Annotated in this window: 19 protein-coding genes and 2 pseudogenes; 6 read left to right on the forward strand and 15 right to left on the reverse strand. The window is 54.2% G+C overall.

Annotated elements, in window-relative coordinates; translation table 11 throughout:
• Positions 1-5: 5 nt before the first annotated feature.
• Positions 6-1,157 carry an iron-containing alcohol dehydrogenase gene (locus tag JI735_RS26670; protein ID WP_039835842.1) on the reverse strand — a complete coding sequence of 384 codons (1,152 nt, stop codon included), beginning with the start codon at positions 1,155-1,157 and terminating at the stop codon, positions 6-8.
• 352 nt (positions 1,158-1,509) lie between these two features.
• Between JI735_RS26670 and JI735_RS26675 the strand changes: the two genes are divergently transcribed.
• A complete protein-coding gene (locus JI735_RS26675; protein WP_039835841.1) occupies positions 1,510-2,265 on the forward strand; it encodes a DeoR/GlpR family DNA-binding transcription regulator in 756 nt (251 codons plus the stop codon).
• 60 nt (positions 2,266-2,325) lie between these two features.
• On the opposite strand, the gene JI735_RS26680 is transcribed toward JI735_RS26675, so the two are convergent.
• The gene (locus JI735_RS26680) at positions 2,326-3,612 is read right to left on the reverse strand and encodes an L-cysteine desulfidase family protein (RefSeq protein WP_039835840.1); all 1,287 of its coding nucleotides are present in this window, start codon (positions 3,610-3,612) and stop codon (positions 2,326-2,328) included.
• Between the two features lie 237 nt (positions 3,613-3,849).
• Here JI735_RS26680 and fdhD point away from each other — a divergent pair, with 237 nt between their 5' ends.
• The 3 genes from fdhD to hydG all read left to right on the forward strand — a co-directional run bounded on the left by fdhD (position 3,850) and on the right by hydG (position 7,403).
• Positions 3,850-4,668 carry a formate dehydrogenase accessory sulfurtransferase FdhD gene (gene fdhD / locus JI735_RS26685; RefSeq protein WP_039835839.1) on the forward strand — a complete coding sequence of 273 codons (819 nt, stop codon included), beginning with the start codon at positions 3,850-3,852 and terminating at the stop codon, positions 4,666-4,668.
• Between the two features lie 126 nt (positions 4,669-4,794).
• A complete protein-coding gene (hydE, locus tag JI735_RS26690) occupies positions 4,795-5,847 on the forward strand; it encodes a [FeFe] hydrogenase H-cluster radical SAM maturase HydE (protein ID WP_202677696.1) in 1,053 nt (350 codons plus the stop codon).
• A 41-nt stretch (positions 5,848-5,888) separates the two neighbouring features.
• On the forward strand, positions 5,889-7,403 hold the full coding sequence (hydG, locus tag JI735_RS26695) for a [FeFe] hydrogenase H-cluster radical SAM maturase HydG (RefSeq protein WP_202676600.1): 1,515 nt from the start codon (positions 5,889-5,891) through the stop codon (positions 7,401-7,403).
• Positions 7,404-7,792: 389 nt separating this feature from the next.
• Here the strand turns inward: hydG and hydF are convergent, their stop codons facing one another.
• The 10 genes and pseudogenes from hydF to zwf form a co-directional block, all read right to left on the reverse strand.
• Positions 7,793-9,100, reverse strand: a complete 1,308-nt coding sequence (hydF, locus tag JI735_RS26700; protein ID WP_039835833.1) for a [FeFe] hydrogenase H-cluster maturation GTPase HydF — start codon at positions 9,098-9,100, stop codon at positions 7,793-7,795.
• Positions 9,097-10,526 (reverse strand): annotated as a pseudogene (locus JI735_RS26705) (aspartate ammonia-lyase). Before JI735_RS26705 ends, hydF begins: the two are co-directional and overlap by 4 nt.
• Before the next feature lie 31 nt (positions 10,527-10,557).
• On the reverse strand, positions 10,558-11,622 hold the full coding sequence (gene moaA / locus JI735_RS26710) for a GTP 3',8-cyclase MoaA (protein ID WP_202676601.1): 1,065 nt from the start codon (positions 11,620-11,622) through the stop codon (positions 10,558-10,560).
• A 32-nt stretch (positions 11,623-11,654) separates the two neighbouring features.
• Positions 11,655-12,239, reverse strand: a complete 585-nt coding sequence (locus JI735_RS26715) for a 4Fe-4S dicluster domain-containing protein (RefSeq protein ID WP_039835829.1) — start codon at positions 12,237-12,239, stop codon at positions 11,655-11,657.
• Entirely contained in the window at positions 12,236-13,660 is a 1,425-nt protein-coding gene (locus JI735_RS26720; protein ID WP_202676602.1) for a [FeFe] hydrogenase, group A, read from the reverse strand. Before JI735_RS26720 ends, JI735_RS26715 begins: the two co-directional genes overlap by 4 nt.
• A complete protein-coding gene (locus tag JI735_RS26725) occupies positions 13,660-14,304 on the reverse strand; it encodes a 4Fe-4S dicluster domain-containing protein (RefSeq protein WP_202676603.1) in 645 nt (214 codons plus the stop codon). The genes JI735_RS26720 and JI735_RS26725 overlap by 1 nt, the downstream gene beginning before the upstream one ends.
• A complete protein-coding gene (fdhF, locus tag JI735_RS26730) occupies positions 14,301-16,445 on the reverse strand; it encodes a formate dehydrogenase subunit alpha (RefSeq protein ID WP_039838494.1) in 2,145 nt (714 codons plus the stop codon). The genes JI735_RS26725 and fdhF overlap by 4 nt, the downstream gene beginning before the upstream one ends.
• 133 nt (positions 16,446-16,578) lie before the next feature.
• Positions 16,579-16,833: a DUF2294 domain-containing protein gene (locus tag JI735_RS26735; protein ID WP_233476076.1), complete on the reverse strand. Its 255-nt coding sequence runs from the start codon at positions 16,831-16,833 to the stop codon at positions 16,579-16,581.
• A 694-nt stretch (positions 16,834-17,527) separates the two neighbouring features.
• Entirely contained in the window at positions 17,528-18,424 is an 897-nt protein-coding gene (gene gnd, locus JI735_RS26740; RefSeq protein WP_039838495.1) for a phosphogluconate dehydrogenase (NAD(+)-dependent, decarboxylating), read from the reverse strand.
• 40 nt (positions 18,425-18,464) lie between these two features.
• Complete coding sequence (zwf, locus tag JI735_RS26745) at positions 18,465-19,997, reverse strand: glucose-6-phosphate dehydrogenase (protein WP_039838497.1); 1,533 nt, start codon at positions 19,995-19,997, stop codon at positions 18,465-18,467.
• 217 nt (positions 19,998-20,214) lie between these two features.
• Between zwf and JI735_RS26750 the strand changes: the two genes are divergently transcribed.
• Positions 20,215-20,511 carry a winged helix-turn-helix transcriptional regulator gene (locus tag JI735_RS26750; protein ID WP_202677697.1) on the forward strand — a complete coding sequence of 99 codons (297 nt, stop codon included), beginning with the start codon at positions 20,215-20,217 and terminating at the stop codon, positions 20,509-20,511.
• 57 nt (positions 20,512-20,568) lie between these two features.
• On the opposite strand, the gene JI735_RS26755 is transcribed toward JI735_RS26750, so the two are convergent.
• Together JI735_RS26755 and JI735_RS37060 are read right to left on the reverse strand one after the other, a co-directional pair.
• Entirely contained in the window at positions 20,569-21,066 is a 498-nt protein-coding gene (locus JI735_RS26755) for a family 43 glycosylhydrolase (RefSeq protein ID WP_267919011.1), read from the reverse strand.
• A 37-nt stretch (positions 21,067-21,103) separates the two neighbouring features.
• Positions 21,104-21,262 (reverse strand): annotated as a pseudogene (locus JI735_RS37060) (family 43 glycosylhydrolase); the annotation flags it as partial.
• 90 nt (positions 21,263-21,352) lie between these two features.
• On the opposite strand from JI735_RS37060, the gene JI735_RS26760 reads away from it, so the two are divergent.
• Positions 21,353-22,210, forward strand: coding sequence for an AraC family transcriptional regulator (locus JI735_RS26760; protein ID WP_039838499.1), 858 nt, complete (start codon positions 21,353-21,355; stop codon positions 22,208-22,210).
• Between the two features lie 5 nt (positions 22,211-22,215).
• Here JI735_RS26760 and JI735_RS26765 read toward each other — a convergent pair whose 3' ends face one another.
• Entirely contained in the window at positions 22,216-23,034 is an 819-nt protein-coding gene (locus tag JI735_RS26765; RefSeq protein ID WP_233476077.1) for a hypothetical protein, read from the reverse strand.
• Positions 23,035-23,210: the final 176 nt, after the last annotated feature.

Here is a 23,210-nt window from a genome sequence, read left to right on the forward strand (position 1 = left end):
TTGTTCTAGAGAATTTTGCGGAACAGGGTGATCACTTCTTCTTTGGTGGGAATGAACGGATTGCCGGGTGCGCAAGCGTCCTTCATCGAGTTCTCCGCAAGCAGGTCAAGATCGACTTCATTTACTCCAAGCTCTGATAATTTGGAAGGGATGCCGACTTCCTTGGAAAGTGCTTTGATCGATTCAATAACGAAATCGGCACATTGCTGATCGCTTTTGCCTTCAACCTGGAGGCCGATAGCCTTGGCAATGCTTCTGAATTTCTCCGGCACATGTTTCGCGTTTTCTTCTTCCACATAAGGCAGCAGCATCGCATTGCATACACCATGCGGAAGATCATATACGCCGCCAAGCTGGTGCGCCATTGCATGCACATAGCCAAGTCCGGCGTTGTTGAACGCCAATCCGCCGAGGAAAATCGCATACACCATTTGCTCCCGGGCCTCAATATCATGGCCGTTCTTTACCGTCCGGGCCAGATTGGCGAAGATCAGCTCTACCGCAGCAAGCGCGGTAGCATCGGTTACCGGATAGGCTCCAGGAGTAACCAGGGCTTCGATGGCATGGGTCAGCGCATCCATCCCGGTTGCCGCAGTTAGTGCGGCCGGTTTGTCGATCATCAGCTCAGGATCATTGACCGAAATGGTGGCAATGCTGTTTTTATCGACCATAACCATCTTCACTTTGCGTTCTTCATCTGTGATGACGTAGTTGATGGTGACTTCGGCAGAGGTGCCTGCGGTAGTATTGACTGCTACAATCGGCAGTGATTTGTTCCTGGATTTGTGCACACCTTCATAGTCCTTGATATGCCCGCCGTTGGTGGCGATAATTCCGATGGCCTTTGCCGTATCCTGCGGCGAGCCGCCGCCGATGGAGATCAGATAATCACAGCCCTGCGCATTCAGGAAAGCTAAGCCGTCATGGACATTTTTACACGTAGGGTTCGGTTTGACTTCATCATAGAGGGCATATTGGATTCCCGCTTCATCCAGTACTGCCAGCAGTTTGCCGGCGATGCCGCTCTTAACCAGAAATTTGTCGGTGACCACAAGCGCCTTCTTCAGCTTCAATTCCTGAATGTAAGGACCAATTTCCTTCAGACAGCCTTTTCCCATAATGTTGGTGGACGGAACATAATAGACATGAGTACTCATTGATTGACCAGCCTCCCAGGCAATTTGTTAAAGCGGTTAATGTTCTTCTTCGCAAGCTGGAAGCTCTATGCGGCTGCGGCACCTCAGGCTGGCCACTGAGTACAAAACAGCCGACCGGCACTGGCGCCCCTCAAAAAGGTATCGCTTACAAACAAAGCATTAACATCCTCATCGTATCCCCACAAATCTTTGTTGTCAACAAATAAAATATAAATAATGTTGTTTTTATTTGTTTAATGTCTGTTTCACAAAGAAACATCTATGTATTTCCTGTGATTTTCACATATTTTCTTGCAAAACACAGATATTTAAGTCTATAGTTATTCCATACAGCTCCGGAAAGGTGATACATATGCTTGCAGCCGAACGACGCAAAAAAATCATAGATCTTGTGCATCAGGACAAAAGGGTGCTCGTCTCCGATCTCAGCCGGATGTTCGAGGTAACCGAAGAAACGATCCGGCGGGATCTGGAAAAGCTGGAGAAGGACGGCATTCTAAGCCGGACTTACGGCGGGGCGATGCTGAACAGGCATACCAATGAGGATTTGCCCTTTGTGACGCGCAATGCGCTTAACACTGATATGAAACGCAATATTGCGCTTAAGGCGCTGGATCTGATTAACGATGGAGACACCCTGATGGTGGACCCCAGCTCTACTGCCTTTGAGTTTCTAAAGCTGCTGGGCAACAAAAACAATCTGACTGTAATCACAAATTCAATTAATATTCTGCATGAGTTCGCCAGCTCAGGTATGAATATCATATCCTCCGGCGGTTCGCTGCGCCACCGTTCGCTGTCACTGGTCGGGCCGGTCGCCCATGATACCATCCGGCGCTACAACGTGGACACCGCAGTCATCAGCTGCAAAGGCATTGATATGGAGCGGGGAGTTACGGATTCCAACGAGCCGGAATGCGAGCTGAAGAAGTACATGCTGCGCCAGGCCCAGAAGGTTGTGCTTCTCGCCGACCATACCAAGTTCGACAAAACAGCGTTCACCAGGCTGGTGGAGCTTAGCAGCATTGACGTGCTCATTACGGACCGCCGGCCTGCGGAATCCTGGCTGACACGGCTGGCTGAAGAAAATATCGAGGTATTGTACTAAAAAGACCGCCCGGTCCCTGCCATTTGCTGTGCAGGGAACCGGGCGGTCTTGCATATGCTGCTACACCGCTCCGCCTTTGGAGAGCATGATATTTAATATCGCTGTATCGGTATCCGCCAGCCCTTCCTGAACCAGCCGCTCCATGTTGCGGATCGTATCTTCAACCTCATCGAAAATAACACCATCCTTCGTGGTTGGCGGGATGTTGTTCATCGCCAGTGTGGCTGCCTGGATGGCCGCATTGGTGGAGGTGGAAATTTTCAGCGCACAGGTTGATTTCGCGCCGTCACAGATCATGCCTGACAAGGAAGCTATTGTATTCTGTATTCCATGCTTGATCTGCGCCAGGCTGCCTCCCATAAGATAAATAATCCCGCTGTTCGCCCCCACTCCGCCCGCAATCCCTGAACCACATAGCGGCGAGAGCCGCCCGATGTAATGCTTAATGTGGACTGTGACCAGATTGCTCAGCGCGAGCGCCCGTGCCAGCTTCTCCTCGTCCTTGCCCAAAAGCTCTGCCAGTGCAATCACGGGCAGCGTGCAGGCAATACCCTGATTCCCGCTGCCGGCCGTTGTCATCACCGGCATGGCACTGCCGTCCATCCGCGCATCGGAGGCCGCTGCCGTCGCGGCGATGATCCGGCTGGCCACATCATTGCCGAACAAATTTACCGCCGATTGCTGGCTCATCTTTTTGCCTACCTGCAGGCCATAATTGCCCCGCAATCCCTCATCGGATATGGCTTTGTTCATCCGGGCACCTTCCAGAAGAAAGCTGAGATCCCCGAAAGGAACCGTATGGATAAACTCAAAAATCCGGTCAACAGAACCGGCATAGCCGGAATCCGCCCGCCCCGGCTTACCGCAGTCTGCTTTGGATTTTGGCGGAGTGATCTTCTCCCCGTCCAGAGCCAGAAACTCTATATGGGTATGCTCTCCGGCAATAATGGCTGTCGCCAGATGATTCCGGGAGTACACCTTAGCTTCGATATACAGTTTCTCGGGAGTGTCCTTCAACTCTACTTCCAAAAGCCCCCGGTCCAGCAGCGCATTGGCCTGCTTCAATTCTGCCGGTGTCAGGTTAGACAAGATTTCGAGCTCTTTGTGGGAACGGCCCACTACCGCACCGAGTGCCGCCGCAATGGGGAGTCCGGTCTGCCCTGTGCCGGGTATGCCCACCCCCATAGCATTTTTAATGATATTGCCGCTGAGCTGGAGCCGGATGGATGTGATTTCTTCCTCAAGAAGCTCTGCCGCCAAGGAAACAGCATAGGCAACTGCAATCGGTTCGGTACACCCTTCCGCCGGAACTACTTCCTTATGCAAAATTTCCAATAAGCTCGACATATGGATTCTCCTACTCTCTATTTTCTCTGGTTCTCTCTGACCCAGAAGTTTGTTTCTATATAATATATCAGCGGCAAGCTCCAGGGAACCCCTTATCTTGTCCGGAAGCCCCAATTGTGAGAAGTGAAATTGACAGACTTTGGAAAACGTGTTGTAGTAGGAATGTGCAGGATAGTAATTTTTAACATTTTAAGTTATTTTTACTTTTCTTAAATTTTGCATATTCGGAGGATAACCATGGAACAGCATTCGGAGCAGCATGGAAGCATCATCCGCTACCGCAGCGGCCGGCTCAGCCGGGAAGAGGATACGATTGTGGCAGAGCAACCGGTAACCGTCAAAATCAACGGCGAAGAATTCGTTACCCTGGTCTGCACACCGGAGTACATCGAGGATATGGTTGTCGGGTATTTGGCATCGGAGGGCATTATCCGGGGAATGCAGGATATCCGGCAGCTGTGGACACAGGAAGAAGAAGGCTTTGTGCATGTAACTACAGACCGTTGGAATCCGCTCCACCGCCAGCTTTTTGCCAAACGTTATGTCACCTCCTGCTGCGGGTCCAGCCGCCACGGGTTCGTCTATATCAATGATGCACGGACCGCCAAAAGTATAACAGGAGTTCATACCCTGCTTACTTTCGATGATTGCTTCCGCCTCATGGATGAGGTGCTTAGCGGCGCTGAGCTGTTCCACCGGACTGGAGGCGTACACTGTGCCGCACTCTGTAATTCGGAAGGGATCGTGCTCTCCCGCAGTGATATTGGACGCCACAATGCGCTGGACAAAATTTACGGGCACTGTCTGAGGACAGGCATCGATCCCGGCAATCAGATCATCGCCTTCAGCGGCCGCATTTCCTCGGAGATTCTGCTCAAGGCGGCTAAAATCGGGTGTGAGATCATTTTATCCAAATCTGCTCCTACGGGCCTGGCTGTTGAACTGGCAGAGCAGCTGGGGATCACCGCGGTAGGCTTCATCCGGCAGAATTCCTGCAATGTGTATACACATCCCGAGCGGATCAGCGACCTGGGGCCACTGGAAATGAAAAGATAAAACAAGCAATTTCAAGCATAAAGCTCACTGTTCTGTAAATTTACTTTTGTTACAATATTTACAAGTCATGTTCAGCCGTTATGTGACTATGTCGGACAGCCGAGGGAGGGATGCGCAACGTACCCGATATTGGAACAATTAGCGTCTGGCGGATCTGTGAGCCAGCAGAATTTGGCGGATCTGATCAGCCATCTTGAAGGAGGTCTCCGAAGGCGGCTGCATGATCTGGCCCATAAGGCAAGAATCACAGCCTACGGCACCGCCGTTTACTTGCGCGGACTAATCGAATTCTCAAATATCTGCAAACAAAACTGCCTGTACTGCGGCCTGCGCTCCGGGAATAGAACCTTAAGCCGTTACCGGCTGCTGCCGGAAGAGATTCTCGATTGCTGCCGTGAGGGCTACGCCTTGGGCTACCGTACGTTTGTACTGCAGAGCGGTGAAGACGACTGGTATACCACGGACAAGCTGGTGCGGTTGATCACATCGGTCAAACAGCAGTTCCCGGATGCCGCGCTGACACTGTCGGTCGGTGAGCGGGATGATGAAAGTTATACAAGGCTGTACGCGGCGGGTGCAGACCGTTTTTTGCTGCGTCATGAAACTGCCTCTGCCCCTCTGTACCGCGCACTCCATCCTACGATGGAATATGCGGAACGCCGGGACCGCCTCCGTGCCCTGCAGCGGATCGGCTATCAGGTGGGAGCGGGATTCATGGTCGGTCTGCCCGGGCAGACCGCTGCCGATTTGGCGGACGATCTGCTGTATCTGCAGGAGCTGCAGCCGGATATGATCGGCATCGGACCTTTTTTGCCGCACCGGGACACTCCGCTGAGGGACGAGCAGCCGGGAACGGTAGAGAACACACTCGACATGATTGCCCTGGCCCGGCTGATGGTGCCGGATGCCCTGATTCCGGCGACTACGGCGATGGGGACCGCCCATCCGAACGGACGGGAGCGGGCGCTGCAGGCTGGAGCGAATGTCCTGATGCCCAACCTCTCCCCTATGTCCGTACGGGCCAAATATATGCTCTACAATAACAAAATCTGTACGGGCGACGAATCCGCCCAGTGCAGATTCTGTCTGGAGCAGCGGGTGAAGTCCGCCGGCTTCCATGTGGATATGGGACGCGGCGACAGCTTGAAGCATCTCTCCCGCTCTCTCCAGGAACAATGAAGTCCTGATCATAAAGATAATCCAGAAAGAAGTGGATATGAGTGAACAAGCTGAATGAACGCCGGACAGCGGATTTTATTCAAGACGAAGAGATTAGGGAAGCCCTGCAGTATGGCTCGGATGCAGCATCCGACCCGCAGATCATTGCCGCCATCCTGGAAAAAGCAAAGGCCTGCAAGGGCTTAAGCTCCCGGGAAGCAGCCGTGCTGCTCCATGTGGAGGACAAGGAAACGCTGGAGCAATTGTACCGGGTCTCCCGGGGCATTAAGGAACAGATATACGGCAACCGGATCGTCCTGTTTGCACCGCTGTATGTCAGCAACTATTGTGTTAATAATTGTGTATACTGCGGATACAAGCATTCCAACTCGGAGTTTGCGCGCAGCCGCCTGAATGCAGCTGAAATTACCGAAGAGGTCAAGGTGCTGCAGGCTCTCGGACATAAAAGACTGGTGCTGGAGGCCGGCGAAGACCCCCGCAACTGCTCTATCGACTATATTATCGATTGCATCCGGACGATCTATGACACCAAGCTGGACAATGGCAGCATCCGGCGGATCAACGTCAATATCGCCGCAACGACAGAAGAAGATTACCGGAGGCTTGCGGCAGCCGGAATCGGCACCTACATCCTTTTCCAGGAGACATACCATCGGCCCAGCTACCGGAATTTCCATCCGGAAGGACCCAAACATGATTACGACTGGCATACGACGGCCATGGACCGGGCCATGGCTGCTGGCATTGACGATGTCGGCATCGGGGTTCTATATGGCCTCTACGACCATAAATACGATACTATTGCCATGCTGAAGCATGCGGAGCATCTGGAGCAGGCGTTCGGCTGCGGCCCGCATACAATCTCTGTCCCCCGCCTGCGTGCAGCCGAAAACGTGAATCTGGACAATTACCCCCATCTGGTCAGCGATGCGGATTTTGCCAGAATCGTTGCGGTGCTGAGAATGGCTGTGCCCTATACCGGAATGATCCTGTCCACCCGCGAGGATTCTGAATTTCGCGATCAGATTATCAGACTCGGCATCTCGCAGATCAGCGCGGGTTCTGCGACTGGTGTCGGTGCCTATAGTGTCAATAAGAACAAGGAGGATACTCCGCAGTTCACTGTCGGCGACCACCGCTCGCCGATGGAAATCATCAAAAGCCTGTGCAAGGACGGCTATGTGCCCAGCTACTGCACAGCCTGCTACAGGGAAGGCCGCACCGGCGACCGCTTTATGCAGCTGGCCAAATCGGGCCAGATTCACAATGTCTGCCAGCCCAACTCGCTGATGACCTTCCAGGAATACCTGCTGGATTATGCCGATGAGGAAATGCGGGCCATCGGTGAGCAGACGATCCGCGAGAATCTGGAGCGCATTCCGCGGGAAGGCGTCAGAAAAGCTACCCGTGAGCAGCTGCAGCGGATTCATGCGGGGAGAGGGATTTGCGGTTCTAGCGTGAATGTGCCGGGTAGAGAGCTGACCCCGGGGCTAATATGCAAAAAAGCAGAGTATTCCACCGGGACTGGCGTAAAGAAAATTAATTTGCAAATTTAGGCGGCATTTTCATCGATAGTGGAATTGAAAACGGCTGCGCATCCCTTCAATGGGCAGCGCAGCTTTTTGAGCTGGCATACAGCAGAATACGATTCGAACACGCAGGACAATAAGCATAAGTAACCCTAACCAGGCCCTGGCCCATTCGTACCTTTCACGTGAATCTGCTTTAATTACCGCTCCTAATTCCAGCTTGTAACTTCTGCTAATCGGTTTAAGCTAATCTAAGTTCACTAATTCCACCGCGCACCCCCGCTGCTAGCAAACAGTACACCCGCCTTAACCCCACGAAGGAATAGCACCATTGGCTACAATAAAAGAGTAATGAGATTCCAATTAATCAGAGTCTCATTACTCTTGAATTCAAAACAGATGCCGCCTGCTTCAGACTATGGGCAGGGACATGGTATCCGGCCTCCGGCTTCGCAGCCATTGCCGGAGCCCCCATTCTCCCAAGCCAGCATAGCCGACGGGAACATCTCAATGGCCCGGGGAAAAACACCCTGAACATAGGCGATAAACACACCATAATTGACTATCGGCACACCGGCTGCCTCCGCTTCATCCAGTCTCCGCAGCATTGCCCGGCGGTTCAGCATACAGGCACCGCAGTGGATGATCAGCGAATACTGCTCCAGATCCGCCGGGAAATCACTGCCTGCTGCGTGGTCGATCAACAGTTGCCGGCCCGTGATCTCCCGCAGCCAGCGGGGAATCTTGACAGAGCCGATGTCATCAGACTGGCGGTGGTGCGTGCAGGCTTCGGCAATCAGGACCCGGTCACCGTCTTTCAGTCTGGTGATGGAGCGCGCACCGCTTACCAGCCGGGGAAGATCGCCTTTGTACCGGGCAAACAGAATGGAGAATGAAGTAAGCGGCACATCCGGCGGTGTATCCGCCTGAACCTTCAGAAACACCTGTGAATCCGTGATAACAATACGCGGCTTGCCGGTCAATCGGGACAGAGTGTGGCTCAGCTCCTGCTCCTTAGTGACCACAGCCAATGCATCACATTCCATAATATCGCGGATGGTCTGCTGCTGAGGGAGAATCAGCCTGCCCTTCGGGGCAGCCTTATCAACCGGCACCACCAGCACGGCCACATCGCCGGGGCTCAGCAGATCCCCGACCAGCCGGAAACGCTGCTCCTCCTGGGCGAGCCTGTCTGCTGCCGCCCTCTTCAGCGCGCCGATTCCGCTTCCGTTCATCGTGCTGACCGGGAACAGCCGGATGGAAGAGCCGGCCTCCAGCCGCAAGGCCAACTGGCTGCACCGTTCTTCGAGCGACGGCGGGTCAGATGTGATTTTATCGATTTTGTTTAATACAATCATTACATTTGTTCCAGCCGCGGCCAATCTCTGGAGCAGCTCCCGCTCAAACTCCCCCGCACCCGCCTCTGCATCTACCACGAGGAGCGCCAGATCTGTTTTTTTCAGAACATGCAGCGTCTGGCGGATACGCTGCTCACCAAGTTCCCCCGTGTCGTCCAGTCCGGCAGTGTCGATCAGCACGACCGGACCCGCCGGGAGCAGCTCCATAGGCCGGTACACGGGATCGGTTGTCGTCCCGCTTACCGGGGAGACGATCGACACTTCCTGTCCGCAGAACGCATTGGTCAGACTTGATTTGCCGGCATTACGGCGGCCAAAAACAGCGATATGCGCTCTTTCTCCACGCGGTGTATCATTCACGCTCATTCTGGGATGAGCCTCCTTCCATGTTCAGCACCGGACTGTCCGCTGCGGCCGGGAATTCCCGGCTTGGTTACCTCCAGCGGATGCAGCACCTCTTGAATCTGTTTCCCGGTCATCCATCCGCCCTCCACCAGCAGTTGCTCCAGGGGACGGCCGGATGCAGCTGCCGCCTTGGCAAGTGCTGCAGCATTGTCATAACCAAGATAGGTTATCGTAGCGGCAGCCAGCACTCCTGAACGGTCCACATGCTCACGGCACCGGGGTACATCCAGCTTGAGGCCGCTCAAGCAGCGTTCCCGGAACAGCGGAATGCCGTGCAGCAGCAGCTCCAGAGATTCCAATAAAGCCTCGGCAAGTACAGGGGTGAACGCGTTCAACTCCAATTGACCGCTTGCAGCCGCCAGCGTTACAGCTGTATCCTCCGCGATCACCCTCATCGCCACAGAGCCCAGCATCTCGGCGATGACCGGGTTTACTTTCCCGGCATGATCGAAGACCCCGCCTGCACTGCCGGGAGAATATATTCGCCGATCCCTCCGGCAGGACCGGAAGACAGCAGCCGGAAGTCATTGGAAATCTTCAGCAGATTGACCGCTGCGGCCTTGAGCAGACCGGATACTTCCACGAACACATCCATGTTCTGAGTCCCGTCCATCGGAAAATCGCTCCGGCAAAGGCCCAGCCCCGTTAGCTCGCGCAGTTCATCAGCTATGGTATAAATATAGGTTAGCGGCGCGTTCATCCCCGTCCCTACAGCCGTTCCTCCGATATTGATTTCCCGCAGCCGTTCCTCGGCCTTGTACAGCCGCCAGCGGTCCCGTGCAGCCGCCTTGGCATAGGCTCCGAAGGATTGTCCCGCCAGAATCGGCAGTGCATCCATCAACTGGGTCCTTCCAAGTCTCAGCAGGTCCGCATATTCATGTTCCTTCACCTGGAACGCTTCCTGAAGTGAAGCCAGCTCTTCGGCCAGCTGCCGCAGGAGCGGGATGACAGCAATGCGCAGCGCAGTCGGATAGACATCGTTCGTCGACTGATGAAGGTTCACATCATCAATGGGATGGACGATGCTGTAATCCCCCCTTGATCCCCCCAACAGCTCAATGGCACGGTTCGCTATTACCTCGTTCACATTCATATTGCTGCTGGTTCCCGCTCCCCCTTGATAGGCATCAACGATCAAATGCGCGTCCAGACTGCCGTCCAGGATCTCTTCACATGCCGCAAGAATGGCCTGCACCTTCTGCTGCGGCAAAGCATGATTCCGCCCGTTTACCTTGGCCGCTGCCTGTTTGACCCTGGCGATCGCATGCATCAGCTTACGGTTCGCCGGCCGTCCTCCGGCCGCGAAGTTCTCCTTCGCCCGCGCGGTATGAATGCCATAATAGGCATCCTGCGGAACGGGCAGGCTGCCCAGAGCATCACGCTCCATCCGGTACGTAGAATCATCCGTCATCTATGCTTCACCCGCCAATCTGTGACATCTGGCGGACGGTATTCTCCTGCAGCGGCCGGGAGGAACCGCTCTCCTTAAGCCCGTCCGGCATTTCATGCCGCCCGGGCTTATGTTCCAGCGACCGCAGGAACAATTGCTTGAGCAGTTCAGCCTTCCCGATATACGGCCTTACATTCCATTCGTCATTCCAGTACAGGCAGGGCTTGATATGACCGCTGGCCGTGATGCGCAGCCGGTTGCAGGTCATGCAGAAATGCTTGCTGACCGGGTCGATCAGCCCGAATTGTCCCGCCGCCCCCTTAATGCGGTAATACCGGGCTGGCCCCGAATCCGTCGTGTCCATTGTTACATCACGACCGAGCGCTGCCCCATGACCGGGATCATCAGAGCAGACCGGCTCATACGCCCAGCCTGCCTTGGAACAGCGCTCCAAAATTCCGCCAAGCGGCATATATCCTGCTTGCCAGCCCTCCGTTCCCCGGCCGATCGGCATATATTCAATGAACCGGATATCCAGAGGGTATTTCAGGGTCAATTGCAGAAAGGACTCGATTTCATCATCGTTTACCCCTTTCATGACAACCATATTCACCTTCACCCGTTCGAAGCCTGCATTCAGGCTGCTGCCAATGGCGTGAAGCACCCTCCCGACATCCCCTCCTCGGGTAATCTTGGCGAAACGCTCCGGCTGGAGGGAGTCCAGACTGATATTGACATCGGTCAATCCGGCATCATGCAGCACCCTGGCCTTGGAAGCCAGCAGCATTCCATTCGTTGTAAGACCTATGCGCTCAATCCCGCTTACCGCATGCAGACGGGCTACCAGTTCCTCTAACCGCGGACGCAGCAGCGGCTCACCGCCGGTAAGCCGCACCTTAGTTACACCCATATCTGCAAGCACGGCCACCACCGAGGCAATTTCATCATAGGTCAGCGGCTCCGGTAAAGAAGCTGCGCCCGCTTGGTCCGGTCTGCAATACTCACAAGACAGATTGCAGCGGTCCGTGACGGAGATGCGCACATAATTGTGTATACGGCCAAAGGAATCGGCCAAAGCCTGGGCATCAGACAAGACATTCACCTTGCTTTCTAATGTGGATCAATTCAGAACCGGATAAGTCCGCCGAACTGCTGAAGTGTCTGTGCACTGGCCGCCCTTTTGGCAGCGGTGTCCATGGATACATCATCGGGAACCACAAGCTGAAGCGCATGCGTGGGACAAATCTGTACGCATGCCGGACCGTTCCCGCTCTCTTCACACAAATCGCATTTGCTGGCAACCAGCCGTTCCTTGCGCGCCCATACCCCGTTTGCGTTCGAGCGAAGTCCAGGCTGTACCTGCTTCTGCCCGCCCCGGAACTCGGGAACCATAGCAATCGCTCCAAATGGGCAGACCAGCATACAGGTCTTGCAGCCGATACAGGTATCCTGGTTGATTGAGATACTGCTGCCTATATTGGTTATTGAGCCATTCGGACATACATTGGCGCAAGGAGCATCCTCGCATTGACGGCACTGCACCGGGGCGGTGACCTGATCGGTCTCCATTACCCTCAGCCGCGGATAAAAGTCGGGATTCTCTTCCTGCTGCAGGAACATATTATCCGCGGAATGGGCGGACACACAAGCCACCTCACAGGTATGGCAGCCAATGCACAGACCAGGATCGGCGATGACAAAACTGTTCATAATTTTCCTCCTTTACGCCCAGCGCTTATTGGGGAGACGTTCTTCTCCCTGGATTGATACGTCGTATGGAGCAGATGATGGGGTACATGGCCCAGAGGCTCACCCAGGAAATCCTTATACAGCTTGATAATGGCCGGATTCTCATGTGATTTCCGCACCTGCTGATGGGAATCATGGCGGTAGACAGAGCTTTTTCTGGCCTGATAGGCTGTCTTGCGCAGGGTCTCCAGCAGCAGCTTGGGCTGTCCGCCTCCGCTGACACAGCCCTCCGGACAGCCCATCACTTCAATAAAATGATAAGGGCAATGGCCTGCCTTCACCTGGTTCAGAACCGCAGACACATATTTCAGCCCGGCGACGACGGCGACCTTCAGTTCCAGCTCGCCCAGCTGGACCGTTGCCGTGCGGAGCCCTTCTTCGCCCCGGACAAAATCTAACTGGAGGTTCGGGATCGTCTCATGCGTCACCAGCTCATAACCGGTACGGATGGCCGCTTCCATCACCCCGCCGGTTACCCCAAAGATTGATCCCGCCCCGGAATATAAGCCCAGCGGGGAATCAAACGGTTCATCCGGCAGATTCACAAAGTCTATGCCTGCATCTTTAATCAGATGGGCCAGCTCCCGGGTAGTGATGACTACATCGACTTCCCGGAGCCCGTCCACCTCCATCTCTTCACGGCTGCACTCAAACTCCTTGCAGGTGCAGGGCATGACCGCCACACTGTAAATTTTCGCCGGGTCCACCCCGTCCTGCTTGGCGCCATAGGTTTTGACGAGCGCACCAACCATTTGCATCGGCGACTTGCAGCTCGATAAATGGTCAAGCAGCTCCGGCGCAGCCGTCTCAGCATGCTTGACCCATGCAGGGCAGCAGGAAGTGAACATGGGCAGGCGCTCACCCGACAATACCCTTCCGATCAGCTCCGTTCCTTCTTCCATAATCGTAACGTCCGCACCGAAGTTGGTATCATAGATCCGGTCAAACTTCAGCCGCCGCAGTGCGGCGGCCATCTTGCCCGGGGTCAATGTGCCCAGGGGCAGGCCGAATTCCTCGGCCAGGGAAACCCTGATGGCCGGTGCGCATTGCACCACCTTAAACAGCGCCGAATCTGCCAGCGCACGCTTGACTTCAAGCGCTTGGCCGGTGGAATAGGCTGCGAACAAAGGCTCCCGCACACTTGGGAGCTGTCCCCTCTGCAGCCGCTTGGCCTTCAGGCCATCCGAAGCTTCCAGATGGTCCGGAGCATAAGCGGTACAGATCTGCACGCACTGTCCGCAGATTACGCAGCGGTGCGCATCCACTGTCTGGGGCTCGCCCGGCTCTCCGGTGATGGCATCCACCGGGCAGACCGCCGCGCAGCGGCGGCAGCCGGTGCACAGCTCTGAATCAATATGAATGATGGGCTCACTGGACGGCATTAGAATGTCCCCCCTTCTCTGTTCAAGCTGCGGGAGCGGCCCGTCCCCGCCTCAACCAGCCGCAGCGCCTTTTCCGGGCAGACGGCCACACAAGCGGGGAAGGGATTACGGTCTTGAGCTGCGGCGGCTGAAGACCCCCTGCCGCCGGCACCCTCCCCGGCAGCAGAACCACCGGGGAGTTCCGTGTTCCTGCACAGATCACATTTGTAGGCAGTGATCCGGGTTTTGCGCTGCAGCCTGCTGTCCCGGCGTTCCTGCAGCAGCGGCTGCGGCAGCTCCGCTCCGCCGCTGTAGGCCTTGTACAGGCTGATCGCCCCGAACGGGCAGGCCAGGGCACAAGCCTTGCAGCCGATGCAGGCTTCCGCGTCGATGGCAATGACCCCGTCCTGCTGGCGGATCGCCTGGACCGGACAGGCTCCCGCGCAAGGGGCGTTCTCGCATTGCCGGCATTGAACCGGCATCGTGAAGCTGTCGGTGCGGATGACATACAGCCGGGGAAGCACCGGCATCGTGACAGTGCCGACTGCGGTGCCCACACCGTTGTCACGGTTGTGCACCGCGAAGCAGGCCAGCTCACAGGCCTTGCAGCCGATGCATTTGGCGGCTTCGGCAATGACCAGGGAATTGGAAGCGGCGTGGTTCATTCCGGAACCGCCCCCACCAGCATCTGCTTTCTCAGCTCCGCATATTGTTTGCGGACCAAAGCTTCGGCCTGTGCCTGGTCGGATATCGCTTCAATCCGGACCGCACAGTATTTAAATTCCGGTGTTTTGGAGACAGGGTCCAGATAATCAACCGTCAGCTCATTGCAGGCCCCGATCCAGAAATGATAGGTCATGTAAGTTGCACCTTTTTTGATCCGGCCGCTGACCTGCGCCCTGGCCATGATGTGCCCCCGCCGGGAATAGACCTGCACCAATTGGCCGTCCGCAATGCCATGCTCCGCCGCATCCTCCAGACTGATCTGGATGTTCCCCGGCTCATCGGACAGCTGGCTGAGCGCCCGGCAATTGCCGGTCATCGTGCGCACGGAATAATGCCCGACCTCCCGGACCGTGGAGAGCGTCAAAGGATATTCGTCATCCGGCTGCTCCAGCGGCGCTCTCCATTCACAGGCGAACAGCTGTCCTTTGCCGCTTGGCGTGGTAAACCGGTTCCCTTGGTACAGATAAGGGGTCCCCGGATGATCCTCGGAAGGACAAGGCCACTGAACCCCTCCAAGTGCTTCCATCTTGCTGTAGCTGGCTCCGGCGAAGCTTGGACACAGCTTCCGCATCTCATCCCAGATTTCCTCGGAATTCTTATATGCCATCGGGTAACCCATGGCTGTAGACACTTCACTGATGATCTGCCAGTCCGGCTTCACTTCGCCGGGCGGATCGATTGCTTTGCGGATACGCTGGAAACCCCGGTCGGCCGAAGAATAGACGCCGTCATGCTCGCCCCAGGAGGTGGCTGGCAGAATCACATCGGCGTGCAGCGCCGTTTTGTTCATGAAGATATCCTGGACAATCACCAGCTCCAGCTGATCCAGCGCCTCCCGCAGCTCGGCGGCATTCGGGTCGCTCTGCACCGGATCTTCACCGAAGATATAATAAGCCTTGATTTTGTTCTCCTTCAGGATGAGATGCGGTACCTCCGTCAGCCGGTATCCTGTCTTATCCGGGAGGGATGTGCCCCAGGCTTTCTCGAATTTCTTGCGGATTTTGGCATCTTCCACAGACTGGTAGCCAGGATAGACGTTAGGCAGCGCGCCCATGTCGCAGGAGCCCTGCACATTATTTTGTCCGCGTACCGGACCGATCCCGACACTTTCCCTGCCGAAATGACCGGTCAGAAGCGCAAGCGAAGCCAATCCCTTGACCACATCCACGGCCTGGGCAAACTGGCATACCCCCATGCCGTAGAGAATCATCGCTTTGCCGGATTTGGCATATTGGCGCATCACCTTGCGGATGTCTGCCGCCCGCACACCGGTTATACGCTCTGCATATTCAGGGGTATATTTCTCCACATTCGCCTTGTATTCATCAAAGCCCTGAACGAAATTGGAGACATAATCCTTGTCATACAGCTCCTCTTCAATAAGCACATGGCCAAATGCGTTCACCAGCGCCATGTTCGTCCCGCCCTTCAGCGGCAGCCAGGTGTCGGCAATCCGCGCCGATTCGGTCTTCCGGGGGTCCGCGACAATCAGCACCGCCCCCTTCTGTTTCGCTTTTACAATTCTTCTGGCCACAATCGGGTGGGTAACGGCAGCATTGTAGCCAAAGATCAGCAGCAGATCGGTGTTTTCAATTTCCGGAATCGAATTGGACATCGCCCCGTCTCCCAGCGAATACGTCAGTCCCGCAACAGACGGACCGTGACAGACCCGCGCACAGTGGTCGATATTATTCGTCCCGATAACCGCCCGCATAAACTTTTGCATGACATAGTTGGCCTCATTGCCCGGCCCTCTGGCCGAACCCGTGCCCATAATCGCATCCGGCCCGTATTTCTCCTTGATCGCGTTCAGCTTCTCCGCAGTAAATCCTATCGCCTCTTCCCACGACACCTCTTGCAGCACACCTTCCTTGCGGATCATAGGCTTGCGGAGGCGGGAGGTCAGCAGCTGCGGATCATTCAGGAAATCCCAGCCGTAATGGCCTTTCAGACAAAGATTCCCTTCGTTCGTCCGGCCATCAGCAGGCTCTGCGCCTACGACCTGTCCATTCTCGACCAGCAAATACAGCTGGCAGCCGCTGCCGCAATAAGGGCATACAGTTAATACTTTATTTTCCATCTCTTGTCACCTCTTCTTGTGAATTTTTGCACATTATATACAACAAAAAATAAGCCAATACAAAGCATACTGTTCCATACACCGTGTAATGGCTTATTAAAAAGCGAAGTGACCCACGGCCCTTTCTCTCTAATCAAACCGATTTATTAAGTTGTATGATGACGCTCCGGCCTTCATGATACTGATCACAAAGTCTCCAAGAATATGAAAACCTGCAGCCTACCGTCTCTATCAGTTCCTCCATAAAACCGCGCTCCAAATAAGGCTTCAGCACCTTCCAGTACTCCGCAACGAGATCAGCCGCGCCCTCCTTCAGCAGAATTTCCGACAGACTGGAGAGAATCCCCCTGATTTCAATAGTGATCTGCGACTCATTATCCAGCTTCACCTTCACATTCTCCGGCCCTTTCCCCGGTAATGCTTCACAATCTTCACGGCAAGTCTTCTAATCTTCTCCTGGTATTCAAAATCAGCCTCAGACATCCAAACACCCTCACCTGAGCATTCCTTTATATGGAATTTCTTATAAGCAATTCATATGTTAAACCCATCCATAAATGTTGTCAATTGATAAAATCGCTTCATAAAATGAAGTCCGATGTTTGCAGATCTCGGGTTGAGGTTGTGCTGGTGCAGAATATTGGAGTCCTCACCGCTGTGTTCCTAGACTGTCTAAGTTGGACTGGTGCCCGTTGGAGCGCTAATTGTATTTCGTGCAATTAAAAGAGGACGTATCCGCCTTTTTTCAGCGCTAAATGTATTCTGTACAGTTAAAAATGGCGTTTGACTGCGTTTTTGTTGATTGAGTGCGATTGAAGTGTACGAAATACAGTTAAATCTATTTTTGAACCGATATCAGCCTATTGAGTTGCACAAAATACAGTTACCGTTTGGACACAGCCCTCCAAAAAACAAACGAGCAATTATCGCGATTTAACTACATTACTCACATTATGCAGAGGAGATGTTCGCCGGAAAGCAAAAAACCCGCAGAGCCGGAAATCTGCAGGTCTTCAGGACCGGTAAAAAGCCCAGTAAAAAAGCCCAGTAAAAAAGTATAAATCTCTTACGTTCGGTACGGCTTATTCCTTCGTTTCCACAGCATGGCCGCCGAACTCATTGCGCAGAGCTGCAACGACTTTGCCGGTGAAGGTGTCCGCCTCCAGCGACCGGTAGCGCATCAGGAGCGCCATGGCGATGACAGGGGTCGCAGCCTGCAGATCAAACGCAGTTTCCAGCGTCCACCGGCCTTCCCCGGACGAGTGCATAACCCCTTTAATCTCATCCAGCTTGGCATCCTTGGAAAAGGCGCGCTCCACCAGTTCCATCAGCCAGGAGCGGATGACAGAACCGTTGTTCCATACCCGTGCCACTTGTTCGAAATTATAATCGAACCCGCTTTTCTCCAGCACCTCGAAGCCCTCTCCGATGGCAGCCATCATCCCGTATTCTATCCCGTTATGGACCATTTTCAGAAAATGTCCGCTGCCCGGCTTGCCGGCAAACAAATATCCGTCCTGGACAGCAGTGTCCCTGAAGAGCGGTTCTGCAACTGCCCAGGCCTCCTCATCGCCTCCAACCATGTAACATGCTCCATTGCGCGCGCCTTCCATCCCTCCGGAGGTTCCTGCATCCAGGAAGTAGATTCCCTGCTGCGCAAGCTCTCCGTGACGGCGGATGGATTCTTTGTACTGGGAATTCCCGGCCTCTATAATAATATCTCCCTTGGATAACAGCGGGGCCAGTCCTTCAATAACGGAATCGACAAAAGCATGCGGCACCATAATCCAGGCAATCCGCGGCGCTTCCAGCCTGGAGACCAGTCCGGCCAGACTGTCTGCTCCAGCCGCACCTTTGGACTCAAGCTCCGAAACCGCCTCCCGGTTTACATCAAACGCAACCACCTCGTGTCCATGGTCCAGCAGATTCCGGCCCAGATTGGCGCCCATTTTTCCTAATCCGATCAATCCGACTTTCATGATTATATCCCTCCGTTTGTATTCGTTAACCTGGAATTTCTCATGCTCCCGGACGTACAGCTTCCGAATCCGCAGCATGAACGGCAGTAATCTTATTGTGTGCATCAGACGTTGGTTCATCCAGCCACCAGTGGGCATCGCCCAGCAATTCATCCGCAGCCGCCGGACCGTTGGAGCCTGCAGGATACAAATGCAGCGGAAGCGTGCCGCCAGCCGTTGCCTCGATGATCGGTTGAACCCACTGCCAGGATAATTCCACTTCATCCCAGTGGGCAAAAAAAGTGGCATCGCCCAGCAGCGCATCATAAATAAGGTTCTCATAGGCTTCCGGCAGCTCCGGATTGGCCGAATCATGTCTGATGCTTACGGGTTCAAGCTGTCCGTGCTGGCGCGGATTTTTGGTATTGAGCTGCAGCGATATCCCTTCTTCCGGACCAATGTCGATAATCAGCAGATTCGGATCGAGATTCAGTCTGTTCAGGTTATGCAAGTCATTAAACGGTTCTTTGAACTCTATAACGATCCGTGTCGACTTCTCTTTCATACGTTTGCCGGTACGGATGTAGAAAGGCACTTCATCCCAGAGCGGGTCATCGATAAACAGGCGGGCGGCGATATATGTCTCGTTCTGCGAAGACGGACCGATTCCCGGCTCGGAGGTATAGGCGTCCACGGGACGGCCTTTGATCTCTCCCGCTGCATATTGGCCGCGAATCACATGCTGCGCCAGATTCTCCCGCAGCAGCGGACGGACCGACTGGATAACATGCCGTTTTTTGCTGCGGACATCCTCTGGAGTGCTTCCCTTCGGAAGCTGCATTGCCATCATCATTACGAGCTGAAGCATATGATTCTGGAACATGTCGCGGAGTGCCCCGGCCTTGTCATAATAACCGGCCCGTTCTTCCACACCGACTGTCTCACTGGCCGTAATCTGCACATTGGCGATATAGCGGTTCTGCCACAAGGCTCTCAGGACAGGATTGGAATATTTCAGCACCTCAAGGTTCTGCACCATGGGCTTGCCCAGAAAGTGGTCGATACGGAAAATCTCTTCTTCTGTAAAAGCTGCGTTCAGGCTGTCATTCAGCACCCGCGCCGATTCCAGATCGGTCCCGAACGGCTTCTCAATAATCAGACGTTTCCAGCCCCGGGTGTCCCCGAGTCCGCTGGCATTGATATTTGCGGCAATTTCACCGAAAAATTCCGGCCCGACCGACAGATAAAACATCCGGTTCTGCGGAAGGCCAAGCTCCTCTTCACGCCGCTGAACATGCCCCAGCAGCTTCCTATAATCCTCAGGGTGGCCCACATCCAGCACACTGTATTCAAAAGACTTAAGAAAACGTTGCAGCTCCGGGGAATCCTCTACCTTCCGCCGGGAAAAGGCGTGGAGTGAATCCAGTACACCTGCCTGAAACGATTCATTAGTCAGCGTTCTTCTGCCCAGACCTATCACAGAGAGAGGACCGGAAAGCTTGCCATCGGCAAACAAGTTATATAAGGCGGGAAAAATCTTCCGCTTCGCCAAATCCCCGGTTGCCCCAAAAAGTACAAATGTTGATGATTCCACTTTCATTCCTCCCGTTGTTATAGAATATTTATAAGGTTACTTATTATTACTCACAAACTTTACAACACTCATAATACGACTGCTGAAACCATTCGTCAACCTCATTCCGACATTTACGGATAGTGCTTATTTTCACGAATTCATCACTATGGTATAGTAAGGGAGAAATTAATAATAACTTGGTTGGGATGGGGACAACTATGATAGAGGATGTCAAATCACTGCTCGGGGTGCAGAGCATGTCCATCAGATTATCGGGAAAAAGTGGGTCAGTCTGATCATTCATGTACTTAATGACGGACCGAAACGCTTCAGTGAGCTGAATACGATGATTCCGGATTTGAGCAAACGTATGCTGAACGAACGCCTGAAGGAGCTGGAGGAATACGGCTTGCTGATTCGCGTGGTGATCCCTGACCGGCCGGTGCGGACCGAATATTCTTTGACGGCCAAAGGCCAGGAGCTGGGCGAGGCGCTGGGCCATGTGGAAGCCTGGGCATTAAAATGGCTGTAATCATATAAATAACAAGTCCACTTTTTATTGAGCAAGTAGAAACGGGTACCGTCCTTATTAGGACGGTACCCGTTTCAGCGAGAAATAGAAGGATAATTTATAGCGTGAGGCATATAAATTCTTATATTTCGAAAAAAACAGCAGGACTCCAAAACGGAGCCCTGCTGCTTGGCATGCTATTCGTTGTTTCCGTGATAGTGAGGGATCAAATGGCACACGCAGACTCTGGTAGGGATAACCCAGCGTATCGTAATCATCCCGCTCGGGCAATTCCGGGAACGGATGGGGTTCCAGATCCGGTCCTTCTACCGCCAGCGCAGGCAGCTTGCCGCCATGGGCCAGGCGCAGCCAGCCGTCATCCGTCCAGACAACGTGCTGGATGGCCGTTTCCCGGCCCAGCGGATTCATCGTTCCGGTTCCCGGGATGGGACGCGTGCACAGATGGGCCATGTACCACTCGCCGGATTGCGTCTCCACCATTGAGCCATGACCTGCCTGCTGAAAGGCAAAGGTCAGATCGTGCGCAGTGGTCCGGGTAATCCGGATCGGTCTCATAAGGACCGGTCCGGCTGCGGCTGCGGGCGAACGTAACCATATGATTGATGCCCGTCCCGCCTTCTGCGACCAGCAGGTAATAATAGCCGTTTCTCTGATAAAGCTGCGGCCCTTCCGTTACGCCGGCAGGCGTCCCTTTGTACAGCTCATGGACAGGTCCAGACAAGCTGCGGCTCTCAGGATCATACTGCTGCATGATTATACCGTTTTATTGTAGCGGTTACAGCTGTAAAAAGTTATACTGGGTTATACGGAAATGTTTATATTTTGTCATGATGGAGGCTTTATGAAACAGCTGTTCGAACCTGTCATTTTTACGGACCGCAAGTCGCTGATTTGGGACTATCAGATATATACCGACGATCATTACAAAGGGTACTACCATTGGCACCAATGCTGTGAAATCATGTATGTTCACAGCGGCCAGGGCAACGTTGTCGTGAACCAGCAGATGTACGAAATCCGCTCCGGCATGCTGTTCTTTTTCCAGCCCTACCAGCTGCACCGGATTTATTCCGAGGTCTCGCGCGAGTGTCCTTTTGTACGTACGATTTTTTATATCGATCCGCACACCGCCGAGCATCTGCTGTCGGGCTTTGCCAAACGCAAGGCGGTCTTCTCCGCGCTCTGGCAGGGCCAGAATACCTATTGCGGGTTTGATTTGAGCAGCAGCGCCGGAGCGGTTGATTGGATCTATAAGAATTACAACCTGTGCCGCAACAGCGCCATGGAGGAAGACACCGAGGATATTACGATAATGCTCCTTCAGCTGCTGAGCTGTCTCGGAACCGGAGAGAATTCCCTCATTCAACCGGAGGAACGGCGAAACCTCCGCTATTCCGAGCAGATTATGAGCTGGATCGAGGAACACTATCAGGAAGAAGTTAATCTGGAGCAGCTTGCCGCCGAGACCCATTTGTCCAAGTCCTATGTCTCCAGAGTCTTTCATCAGGAAACGGGCGGACGCCTGGTGGACTACCTTACAGCCCGGCGGATCAAACAGGCTTGCCGTCTGCTTAGCACAACCGACATGCCGGTCGAACAGATCGGCATCGCCGTCGGTTTTCCGAACGCCTCCTACTTCAATCAGCTTTTCAAAAGAGTCCTCGGAACCACGCCCCTGAAGTACAGAAAAAACAATTAAGACGTTTATTCCCGTTTGAACACCACATTGTGCGCATAGGCATTCAACAGGATGAGGTCTGTGCGCGTATTTTCTACCCATTCCCCACCGATCTGCAGGCTGATGAATTCCACCGCGTTCACGCCCCGGTCTTCATCGTACCCGTAAATCCGCGAAGGATGGACCGCGCTCCCGTTGAAGCTGACATTGCGAAAGGTCACTTGTTCAATCCCCGTTCCCGGCTCAGGGTTGTAATCCTTGTTCATCACCACCCGCAGATCAAACAGCTGTCCCTGCTCGATCCGTTCAACCCGGATGTTGCTGTACAGCACGTTCCGTACCGTATTGCCGTCGCCCGCATTAATGGACAGCGCTCCCCAATAGTTCTCCTGCGGCTCATTAAAAATGCTGTAATGCGGCGGATCGATCACCGTAATGCCTTCAACCCTGATCCGGCGCGAGAAAACAATCCTTACCCCGCGAAAAGCGGAAAACCGGTGAAAATCCGCCAAATACACCACACCCCGGCCCCGAATTTCAACATCCTCCACCCGTTCGCAGACAAAGAGCCGATAAATGCCGCACCGCCAGCCAAATAGATGACTGTTCCGGACGGAATTGCAAATACGGTTTCTTCTATATAATGGGTTCCGGGCAAAATAGAGCGTTTGCGGCAGTCCGGTCCCCTGGTCTTCAGTCCGCTTCAGTAATGAGAGGAGATCCGGAGAACGGTGGATGCCCGGCTGAACCAGATGGACACCCGCCCCATCCGGCTGTGGTGCCCCAGCCTCCATGGGATTGGCAAAAAGGTGCAGATTCCGGAATCGGCCGCCGTTAATCTCCACCGAAAGCTTTTGCGGCCCGTTCAGCCTGAAGCTGATTTTGTGTCCGTCATGACTGCATTCTACTGAGCGTGAGGCGGGGAAATATTCACATTTTCAATCTCCGATGTGATTCGGGGCCTCATACACCTGCAGCTGATTCATTCTCAATTAACCTCCCTGGATATGCCCTGCTAAGA

It is taken from the genome of Paenibacillus sonchi (genome assembly GCF_016772475.1).
GTDB lineage: Bacteria > Bacillota > Bacilli > Paenibacillales > Paenibacillaceae > Paenibacillus_AQ > Paenibacillus_AQ sonchi.